Below are 9545 nucleotides of genomic sequence, written 5' to 3' on the forward strand. Positions count from 1 at the left end.
GGCGGAACATGCCGATCAGATCGGCCTCGGGCTTGATATGGCGCGCCTCCAGCTGGGTGAGGAACACCCGCGTCAGCTCGCCCACGCGGGTGGCGTGGCGGAAGTAATCCTGCATGAAAACCTCGACTGCGCGGCGCCCGCCGCTGTCATGATAGCCCATGCGGGCCGCCACCTCGACTTGCAGATCGAAGGTCAGCTGATCCATCGCGCGTTTGCAGATATAGTGCAGATGGCAGCGGACGGCCCAGAGAAAGGCCTCGGCACGGTTGAAGGTGGCAAATTCCTCCTGGCTGAACAGGCCAGCCGTCACGAGGCCCGCCGGATCATTGACCCGGTTCAGATATTTGCCGATCCAATACAGGGTTTGCAGATCGCGCAACCCGCCCTTGCCCTCTTTCACATTGGGTTCCAGCACATAGCGCTGGCCGCCCTGGCGCTTGTGACGCTCGGCGCGTTCCTTCAGCTTGGCCTCGATGAATTCGGGGCCGCTGCCCTTGAACAGCTCGTTCCACAGCGCGTCATCCAGCTCGCGCGCCAAAAGCGCGTCGCCGGTGATGAAGCGGCTCTCCAGCAGGGCGGTGCGGATGGTGATGTCCTCGCGGCCAAGACGGACGCAATCGCGCACCGTGCGAGAGGAATGGCCGACTTTCAGCTTCAGATCCCACAGGATGTAAAGCATGGATTCGATGACGCTTTCCGCCCAGGGGGTGATCTTCCACGGCGTCAGGAACAGCAGGTCCACATCGGAAAACGGTGCCATCTCGGCCCGGCCATAGCCACCCACGGCCAGCAGGGTCAGCCGCTCGGCCTCGGTCGGGTTGGGCAGCGGGTGGAACAGCGTGCGGGCCAGATCGAAGGCCACCGCCACCAGCCCGTCGGTCAGATAGCTTTGCGCCCGGGTCAGCGCGCGGGCTTCCATCGGGCGTTCGGCAAAGGCGGCGGCAAGGGCGGCATTGGCGGCGGTTTTCACGGCGGCCATCTCGCGCACGGCAATGGCGCGGCCATTGCGGGCATCAGGTTCGGCGGCAATGGCGGCAGTGATATAGGCCGAAAGCGCGCGGGGGTCGATGATCTCGACCCCCGGCAGCAGCATGTCTTGTGTCGAAATCGAGGCGCGGTGCAGCAAAGGCTGGCCCCCGATCAGAATCCGGCACCGGCAAAGCTGCGCGGGGCGGGATCAAGGATGGTCATCTGGTTGTTCTGGATAGTGGCAATGGCCAGACCCCGCTCGTTGCTGCCATCGGGGCGCAGGCGGAAGATACCATTGACGCCGACAAAGCCCGACCCCTGGGTGAGGGCCGTGGCCGAAAGCGGCGCTGCGCCCCCACGCTTGATCAGCGCGCCGATGGCGGCGATGCCGTCATAGGAAAGGCCCGAAATCGGATGCGGCGGCTCGCCATAGGCGGCCTGGAAACGCGACTGGAATTGCTGATACAGCGCCGGGTCGGGCAGCGCGAACCAGCCGCCCTGCACGCCGGGCAGGGCCAGCGTGGCGGCCGGGATATCCCAGCGGGTCAGGCCGATAAAGGCCGTCGAGGGCGGGGTGAGGCCATTGTCGCGCAGCATCTGGGTGATCAGCGGCAGCGCGGTATCGGTTGTGGCCGTCAGCATCACCGCCTGCGCATTGGCACTGCGCGCGGCAGCGGCGATCGCCGGAGCGGCGGCCACGATGCCGTTCTGCGACACTTCATAGCTTTGCACGCCCGCAACCTGCCCGCCGCTGGCGGCCAGCGCCCGCTGCATTGCAGTGCTGCCCAACTGGCCCGCAAGATTCTGGTCATGCACGACCATGACGCGCCCCTTGCCCTGCCGCACGGCATAGCGCGCCAGACGATCCGCCGTGTTCTGGAAGGTCGGCCCCAGCACAAACACGTTGCCGCCCGCGATGTCGGTGTTGTTCGAGAAGGACAGGACACTGACACCACGGCCCGCTACGGCCACGCCAACGGCATTGGCCTCCTGCGCGTAAACCGGGCCGAGGATGATCTTGGCGCCCTCGTCCACCGCTTTCACAGCCTGACTTTGCGCCTGCGAGGGATTGCCGGCGGTGGGGTAGACCCGCAGATCAATGCGATTGCCACCCAGATCGGAAATGGCCAGCCGCGCCGCATTTTGCAGATGGCGGGCGATCAGCTCGTCCGAACCCTGACCAGAGCCCGACGGCACCAGCAACGCCACCTGCACCGTTTCGCCCGCGCCCAGCTTTGGCCCGCCCGCACCGGGGCCACCCGCCGGCACACAGGCCGAAAGCGCCAGCGCCGACAGCGCAGCGACCGGACGCAACAAGGACAATCGGGCCAGCGACTTGCGGGCCTTGGCGAAAAGGGCGAACATGCGGGCTTCCTCACTCTCGTCGGCAGACGGGGTGAGGATACGCGGGCGAAGCCGCGAAGTAAACGCGACAGGCAGGGGGAAAATATCATGAGCGGAAGCGGGCCGATGGTCACGCGGCTGGAGCCGGGGCTGCACCTGATTGCTACCCCGATCGGCGCCGCGCGCGACATCACCTTGCGCGCGCTGGATATTCTGGCCTCGGCCGACGTCTTGGCCGCCGAGGATACCCGCACGCTGCGGCATCTGATGGAGATCCATGGCATCGCGCTGAACAATCGGCCGTTGGTGCCCTATCACGATCATAATGGCGATCAGGCCGGGCCGCGCCTGCTGGCCGCGCTGGCCGAGGGGAAAAGCGTGGCCTATGCCTCGGAAGCCGGAACGCCGCTGATTTCCGATCCGGGCTTCCAACTGGCGCGGGATGCATCGGCCCAGGGCCTGACGGTGCGGGCGGCCCCCGGTCCCTCGGCGGTGCTGGCGGCCTTGACGGTCTCGGGTCTGCCCTCGGACCGCTTCCTGTTCGCAGGTTTCCCCCCCTCGGCCGGAGGCGGACGCCAGAGATTTCTGGAAGGGATCGCGCGGTCCGATGCGACGGTGATCCTTTATGAAAGCCCGAAGCGGATTCACCGTTTGTTAGAGGAATTGGCCCAACATATCGAAGACAGCCGCCCTGTGGCGCTGTGTCGCGAACTGACCAAGCGATTCGAGGAAACCCTGCGCGGGACGCTGCGCGAGGTTCGCGAACAGCTGGAGGAACGCGACGTGAAGGGAGAGCTGGTTTTTCTGATCGGCCGCGCGTCCGAGGAGAAAGCCGGGGCCGAAGATCTGGATGCCGCCTTGCGGCGGGCTTTGCGAGACCATCGCATGAAGGACGCCGCCGCCATGGTGGCGGAGGCCTTGGGTTTGCCGAAGCGCGATGTCTATCAGCGGGCCTTGAAACTGTCGGAGGAATGATGCGGGCGATTCGGGGCAAAGTGGCGCATGAGGCGGGCAAAGCCGCCGAAAGCTGTGTCGAACACGTTTATTTGCGGGGCGGGCGCGAGATCCTGGCCCGACGCTGGCGCGGGGCAGGCGGCGAGATTGATCTGGTGGCACGGGATGGCGCAGAGATAATCTTCATCGAGGTGAAGAAAAGCGACAGTCACGCCCATGCTGCCGAGCATCTGCGCCCGGCCCAGATGGCTCGGCTTTGTGCTGCTGCCTCTGAGTTCATCGCATCAGAGCCGATGGGGCAGCTGACGCCCATGCGCTTTGATGTCGCCCTCGTCGATGCCTGTGGACGCATCGAGATTGTCGAAAACGCCTTTGCGGCGTGATTGCATCGGCGGAGCGGACAAGGCAGGAAGGGGCGACAGCAGGAGGATTTCCGATGCGCCTCAAGGTGGCCTTGCAGATGGACCCGATCGGGTCGGTGAACATCAATGCCGACAGCACATTCCGTATCGCGCTGGAGGCGCAGGCGCGGGGACATGAGCTGTTCTTTTACACCCCCGACAAGCTCGCCTTCGTCGAGGGGCGGGTTCTCGCACGTGGCTTTCCGATCACGCTGCGTCGAGAGATCGGCAACCATGTCAGCTATGGGCCGGAGGCCGAGGTCGATCTGGGTGATTTCGATGTGGTCTGGCTGCGGCAGGATCCGCCGTTCGATATGGGTTATATCACTACGACGCATCTGCTTGAGATGATCCAGCCGAAGACACTGGTGGTCAATGATCCGTTCTGGGTGCGCAACAGCCCCGAAAAGCTGCTGGTTCTGCGCTTCCCGCAACTGACCCCGCCCACGGCAATCGCGCGCGACTTGCAGACCATTCGGGATTTCAAGGCGCGCCATGGCGACATCATCCTGAAGCCGCTTTATGGCAATGGCGGCGCAGGCGTGTTTCGCCTGGACGACAACGACCGCAACCTCTCCTCCCTTTACGAACTGTTCACGTCGATGAGCCGCGAGCCGATGATCGTGCAAAAGTTTTTGCCTGCGGTCTCCAAGGGCGACAAGCGGGTGATTCTCGTCGATGGAGAGCCTGTCGGGGCGATCAACCGCGTGCCACAGGCCGGTGAAACGCGGTCAAACATGCATGCGGGCGGGCGCCCCGAGCCTGTTGGGTTGACCGAGCGAGATCTGGAGATTTGTCGGACCATCGGCCCGGTGTTGAAAGAAAAGGGCCAGATTTTCGTGGGTATCGACGTGATTGGCGATTGGCTGACCGAAATCAACGTGACCTCGCCCACCGGCATTCAAGAGCTGGAGCGGTTCGATGGCACCAATACCGCCGCCCGAATCTGGGAGGTTATCGAGGCGCGCCGTCGCTGATCACTGCGGCCCCTTGCCATTGAGCGACATGCGATAGCTCGCGGCCTCTGCGATATGTTTACGGCCAACGGTTTCGGCGCCGGCAAGGTCTGCGATGGTGCGCGCCACGCGCAAGACCCGATGATAGGCGCGCGCCGACATGCCAAAGCGCTCGGCCACGCGGGTCAGCAGATCGCGGCCCTCCGCATCCGGGGTGGCGATCTCCTCCAGAACGCGCCCCTCGGCATCGGCATTGACGCGCATGTTGGGATGCCCCTCAAAGCGGCGCGTCTGGATGGCGCGCGCCTTGGCCACCCGTGCGGCGACCGTGGCGGAGCTATCGCCCGACGGGGGCAGGTCAAGGTCGGTAAAGGCGACCGGCGGCACGTCCACCCGCAGATCGAAGCGATCCATCAAGGGGCCGGAAATACGCCCCAGATAGTCGTCGCCGCACAGCGGCACGCGGGCGCAGGCACGCGAGGGCTCTGTCATATACCCGCATTTACAAGGGTTTGCGGCGGCGATCAGCAGGAACCGGCTGGGGTAGCGCACATGCGCATTGGCGCGGGCGACCACAACCTCACCCGTCTCGATCGGTTGCCGCAGGGTTTCCAGCACGGCGCGCGGAAATTCGGGCAGTTCGTCAAGAAACAGCACTCCGTTATGGGCGAGGCTGATTTCCCCCGGCTTTGCGCCTTTCCCGCCGCCGACAATCGCCGCCATGGAGGCGGTGTGATGAGGTTCGCGAAAGGGGCGCTCGCGCGAGATGCCGCCATCGGAGATCAGCCCCGACAGCGAGTGAATCATCGAGGTTTCAAGGGCTTCTGTTGGGCTGAGCGGTGGAAGAATTCCGGGAAGGCGGGCGGCCAGCATGGATTTTCCGGAACCCGGCGTGCCGACCAGCAGGAAGTGGTGGCGCCCGGCGGCGGCAATCTCCAGCGCCCGTTTCGCCCGCTCCTGCCCCTTCACCTCGCGCAGGTCGCGATGATGCGCCGGGCGGGCCACCTCGCCTGCTTCGGCAGGGCAAAGCGGACTTTGCCCGGTGAAATGGCGTACCACCTGATCCAGCGCACGCGCGCCCAGCACCTGAGTTGCGCCGACCCAGGCGGCTTCCGGGCCGCAGGCTTCCGGGCAGAGCAGGCTGCGGTCCATCGCGGCCGCGGCCATGGCGGCAGGCAAGGCGCCAATCACCGGAACCAGCCGCCCGTCCAGCGACAGCTCGCCGAGTGAAACCATAGCCTCGACCTCATCCTTGGGCAGGATGTCGAGTGCTGCCAGAAGCGCCAGTGCGATCGGCAGGTCGAAATGAGAACCCTCTTTGGGCAGGTCTGCGGGCGAAAGGTTCACGGTGATGCGGCGGGAGGGCAGCGCGATGGACATGGCGGCGAGGGCGGCACGCACCCGCTCCTTGGCCTCGGACACCGCCTTGTCGGGCAGGCCGACGACGGAAAAGCTGGGCAGGCCGGGGGAGACGGCGCATTGCACCTCGACCGCGCGGGCGTCCACGCCCTCGAATGCCACCGTGAATGTGCGCGCGACCATGCTTTCCCCCGGCTTCACCTCTGTTAACCGGGGTAAGCTGGATTGGTTTATGATTGGTAAATGCCAGCAGTCATGGCCGTGAATTTCGGCCAGGCCTCCGGATCGGCCACAGTCTTGTCGCGGCAAAAGGCATTGCAGAAGCCCCAACGATGGCCGTCAAGCGCCAGCACATGCGTCACCGGCTGGCCCGAGTAAGGGCAGGCGGCGTTTTCGGCCTCGGCCCCGGCAACAGCCTGCGCCGGGCGCAGCGCTGGTCCGGGCCAGTCACGGCGCGGCCAGTCGCGACGATAAAATTCCTGATCTGCGCCATCCACTTGCGCCATCGCCCGCCAGCGTCGGAACGAGGGATGTGCCAGATGCGCGGCAACATAGGCCGCAGCTTCGGGCGAGACTGGCAGGTTATAGGTTGCAATCCGGCTGGCGACCGGGGCGAAAAACGCATCTGCGGCCGAATAGTCTCCGCACAGCCATGGGCCAGCACCGGTGTTGGTGTCGCGCGCCCAGCTCCAGAGCGTTTCGAGGCGGGCTAGATCTGCCAGAACCTCGGCCGGTGGGTTGCTGTTCACATAGCTTACCCGGAGATTCATCGGGCAGTAACCGCGCAGCGCCGTGAAACCTGCATGCATCTCGGCGCAGAGCAGGCGCGCCATGGCGCGGGCTTGCGGAGCCTCGGGCCAGACACCGGCCTCGGGATGGCGACTGGCAAGTTCCTCGGCAATCGCGAGGCTTTCGCCGATGGCGATGCCTTCGGGCAACAAAAGCGCCGGAACGGTCTTGGCCGGAAAGAATTCCTTAAGAAGTTCAGGCAATTCTTCGGTGTAGAGCCGGGCTGTGCGGACGCGGACAGGCAGGTTGAAGGCGTCAAACAGCAGCCAGCCGCGCAGGGACCAACTGGAATAGGCGCGGTCGCCAATTGCGAGGGTATAGGTCATGGGGGTCTCCTTGATCTGCACCTTGGATAGCAGGGAGGAAAGCGCAGGCAAAACGCAGCTTTGTGGGCCAGGCGATCACGGAATGTGATTGATCCATTCGGCGTGCCAGCGGTGGCCGTCATGGGCAAGGCAGGTGACGGACAGGTTATCGACCGGCTGGGCGATCACTTGCGCAGGCGATTGGTCAAGCGCCAGTTGCAGGCGTGTCAGGATGACGCCGAAATGGGCGACAAGGATGAGGTCAGGTGCCGCTTCCGGCAAAAGCCCGGTCACGGCCCTATCCACCCGGGCTGCGGCGGTATTCCAGCTTTCCCCCTCGGGGGCCGCGATGTCCCCCGGCGTTTCCCAATAGGCGCGGGCGATTTCGGGGTGGCTGGCCTCGGCCTCGTCATAGCGCTTGCCTTCCCAGGCGCCAAAATGGAATTCGCGCAGATCTGGCATGTCGGGCAGGCGCTGGCGGCCCTGCGCGACGGCGTCTGCCGTTTGACGGGCGCGCAGCAGGTCGGAGGAAACGATGGGGGCCATGGGCAGAAAGGCAGACAGGCGCGCCAGCGCGGCTGTATCGCTGAGATCGGCGGGCACGTCGCGCCAGCCGCAGAAGGCGCGCTGATGGGTCGGGCCGTGACGGAGCCACCACAGGCGCTTCATGGCAATTGCCCCCTCAGCGCCAGCGGCAGACCCGCCATGACCGCAACCGCCAGATCGGCCTCGGCGGCCAGGTGTTGATTGAGCCGCCCCTGCGCGTCCCGAAAGGCGCGCGCGAGGGCGTTTTCCGGCACGATGGACCAGCCGACCTCGTTGCTGACCACCACAACGGGGGCGGGGCAGACCCGCAGGGCGGCAAGAAGCGTCGCGGTCTCGGCGGCCAGATCTGCCTCGGCCAGCATGCGGTTGGTCAGCCAGAGGGTTGCGCAATCCACCAGCACAGCCTGCCCCTCGCCCACATGGGCCAACGCGCCCGCCAGATCATGCGGCGCCTCGATGGTGATCCAGTCGGGGCCGCGGTCTTGCACATGGCTGCGGATGCGGGCGCGCATCTCGTCATCCCAGGCTTCGGCGGTGGCGATGTAGACGCGCGCGCAACCACTGCGCCGCAGCAGCGTTTCAGCATAGCGCGATTTGCCGGAGCGCGCGCCGCCGATCACCAGCGTAAGCGGTGGCAAGGCGAGTGGCGAAGGGGAAATTTCATCGCTGGGTGATCCGGTCACGCGGGTGCCTCGTATCCTGTGGAAAGCACCGACGGACATACCGCATGTGGGGGCTATCATGGCGCTGGATGGATATAGCGATTTTCGGATGTCGCGCCAAGCGATGAAGGCCGAATTGTTGGATGCCGAGACCGAGGCGGCCCTCGCCCGGGCCTGGCGGGATCAGCGCGACGCGCAGGCCCTGCACCGGCTTATCACCGCCTACATGCGCCTTGCCGTTTCGATGGCGATGAAATTTCGCCGCTACGGCACGCCGGTCAATGATTTGATCCAGGAGGCCAATCTGGGTCTCATGAAGGCAGCCGAAAAGTTCGATCCTGATCGCGGCGTGCGTTTTTCCACCTATGCCGTCTGGTGGATCAAGGCCGGGATTCAGGATCATGTGATGCGGAACTGGTCGCTGGTGCGCACCGGCTCCACCGCAAGCCAGAAATCCTTGTTTTTCAATATGCGGCGGGTTCAGGCGAGGCTTATGCGAGAGGCCGCCGCTGCGGGCGAGCGGCTGGATGGCGCGCAGCTGCACCAGCGGGTTGCGCTGGATCTGGGGGTGCCACTCTCTGATGTGCAGATGATGGAAGGCCGTCTGGCCGGGGCGGATTTCTCGCTGAATGCTGTGCAGGGCGGCGAGGATGAGGGGCGCGAATGGATCGAGGCGCTGGAGGATGAGGCGCCCGCGCAGACCGAAACGGTTGCCGAGGCGCATGACGGGGCGCGTTTGCGCGGCTGGCTGGCCTCGGCTTTGGCCGATCTGCCGGCGCGCGAACGCTATATCGTGACGCAGCGCCGTTTGCAGGACGAGGCGCGCACGCTGGAAAGCCTCGGGGCAGAGCTGGGTCTCTCGAAAGAGCGGATCCGGCAGCTTGAGACCGCCGCGCTCACACGGTTGCGGCGCAAGCTGGAAGCCGAGGCGCCCGAGGCCCGCGCTCTGTTGTGATGCCAGAGAGGCGTCACTTTCAGAACCACTGCCCCGGCTCCATCAGGCCAAGGTCCATCAGCTGCTGGCTGTGCCACAGAAATTCGGTGCTGCTGTGCCAGCGGAAATTGTGGATGTCATAGCGCGAACCGGGATTGGATTTCAGCGCCTTTGCCGTGCGGAAGCTGCAAATGCAGGCGGTGATATTGTGGTGCCAGGGGCAGGAATAGGTGTTGTATTCCTCGTCGCTGAACGTGTGATCCGGGCGCAGCGTCAGGCCGGGCGCGGTGCGGAACAGCGCGATGCGGTCGATCTTGCGCTTGGCC

Annotated in this window: 9 protein-coding genes and 2 pseudogenes; 4 read left to right on the top strand and 7 right to left on the bottom strand. The window is 65.2% G+C overall.

Features of this window, described 5'->3' with window-relative positions; genetic code table 11:
* Together JNN06_RS00305 and JNN06_RS00310 are read right to left on the bottom strand one after the other, a co-directional pair.
* A pseudogene (locus tag JNN06_RS00305) lies at window positions 1-1093 on the bottom strand ([protein-PII] uridylyltransferase); the annotation flags it as partial.
* A 47-nt stretch (window positions 1094-1140) separates the two neighbouring features.
* Entirely contained in the window at window positions 1141-2334 is a 1194-nt protein-coding gene (locus JNN06_RS00310; protein ID WP_291237604.1) for a penicillin-binding protein activator, read from the bottom strand.
* 87 nt (window positions 2335-2421) lie between these two features.
* On the opposite strand from JNN06_RS00310, the gene rsmI reads away from it, so the two are divergent.
* From rsmI to gshB, 3 genes are read left to right on the top strand one after another with little or no spacing between them, the layout of a single operon-like run.
* A complete protein-coding gene (gene rsmI, locus JNN06_RS00315; protein ID WP_291237605.1) occupies window positions 2422-3288 on the top strand; it encodes a 16S rRNA (cytidine(1402)-2'-O)-methyltransferase in 867 nt (288 codons plus the stop codon).
* An 8-nt stretch (window positions 3289-3296) separates the two neighbouring features.
* Window positions 3297-3650 (top strand): YraN family protein, encoded by a 354-nt coding sequence (locus tag JNN06_RS00320; RefSeq protein ID WP_291237611.1) that lies wholly within the window; start codon window positions 3297-3299, stop codon window positions 3648-3650.
* Between the two features lie 53 nt (window positions 3651-3703).
* On the top strand, window positions 3704-4645 hold the full coding sequence (gene gshB, locus JNN06_RS00325) for a glutathione synthase (protein WP_291237606.1): 942 nt from the start codon (window positions 3704-3706) through the stop codon (window positions 4643-4645).
* Here gshB and JNN06_RS00330 read toward each other — a convergent pair whose 3' ends face one another.
* From JNN06_RS00330 to cobU, 4 genes are all read right to left on the bottom strand, one after another.
* Complete coding sequence (locus JNN06_RS00330) at window positions 4646-6166, bottom strand: YifB family Mg chelatase-like AAA ATPase (RefSeq protein WP_291237607.1); 1521 nt, start codon at window positions 6164-6166, stop codon at window positions 4646-4648. It abuts the gene before it with no gap.
* Between the two features lie 47 nt (window positions 6167-6213).
* On the bottom strand, window positions 6214-7098 hold the full coding sequence (locus JNN06_RS00335) for a glutathione S-transferase (RefSeq protein WP_291237608.1): 885 nt from the start codon (window positions 7096-7098) through the stop codon (window positions 6214-6216).
* Window positions 7099-7173: 75 nt separating this feature from the next.
* Entirely contained in the window at window positions 7174-7746 is a 573-nt protein-coding gene (locus JNN06_RS00340) for a histidine phosphatase family protein (protein WP_291237609.1), read from the bottom strand.
* On the bottom strand, window positions 7743-8282 hold the full coding sequence (gene cobU, locus JNN06_RS00345) for a bifunctional adenosylcobinamide kinase/adenosylcobinamide-phosphate guanylyltransferase (protein WP_291237612.1): 540 nt from the start codon (window positions 8280-8282) through the stop codon (window positions 7743-7745). The genes JNN06_RS00340 and cobU overlap by 4 nt, the downstream gene beginning before the upstream one ends.
* Before the next feature lie 82 nt (window positions 8283-8364).
* On the opposite strand from cobU, the gene JNN06_RS00350 reads away from it, so the two are divergent.
* Window positions 8365-9240, top strand: a complete 876-nt coding sequence (locus JNN06_RS00350; RefSeq protein WP_291237610.1) for an RNA polymerase factor sigma-32 — start codon at window positions 8365-8367, stop codon at window positions 9238-9240.
* Window positions 9241-9259: 19 nt separating this feature from the next.
* Here JNN06_RS00350 and JNN06_RS00355 read toward each other — a convergent pair.
* Window positions 9260-9545 (bottom strand): annotated as a pseudogene (locus JNN06_RS00355) (hypothetical protein); the annotation flags it as partial.

It is taken from the genome of Gemmobacter sp. (assembly GCF_016792925.1).
Lineage (GTDB): Bacteria > Pseudomonadota > Alphaproteobacteria > Rhodobacterales > Rhodobacteraceae > Gemmobacter.

What these genes read in the sequence shown, in the direction of transcription:
- rsmI (WP_291237605.1), top strand. Translation starts at nt 2,422, where the DNA reads ATGAGCGGAAGCGGGCCGATGGTCACGCGGCTGGAGCCGGGGCTGCAC.
- JNN06_RS00330 (WP_291237607.1), bottom strand. Translation starts at nt 6,166, where the DNA reads ATGGTCGCGCGCACATTCACGGTGGCATTCGAGGGCGTGGACGCCCGC.
- JNN06_RS00350 (WP_291237610.1), top strand. Translation starts at nt 8,365, where the DNA reads ATGGCGCTGGATGGATATAGCGATTTTCGGATGTCGCGCCAAGCGATG.
- JNN06_RS00310 (WP_291237604.1), bottom strand. Translation starts at nt 2,334, where the DNA reads ATGTTCGCCCTTTTCGCCAAGGCCCGCAAGTCGCTGGCCCGATTGTCC.
- gshB (WP_291237606.1), top strand. Translation starts at nt 3,704, where the DNA reads ATGCGCCTCAAGGTGGCCTTGCAGATGGACCCGATCGGGTCGGTGAAC.
- JNN06_RS00340 (WP_291237609.1), bottom strand. Translation starts at nt 7,746, where the DNA reads ATGAAGCGCCTGTGGTGGCTCCGTCACGGCCCGACCCATCAGCGCGCC.
- JNN06_RS00335 (WP_291237608.1), bottom strand. Translation starts at nt 7,098, where the DNA reads ATGACCTATACCCTCGCAATTGGCGACCGCGCCTATTCCAGTTGGTCC.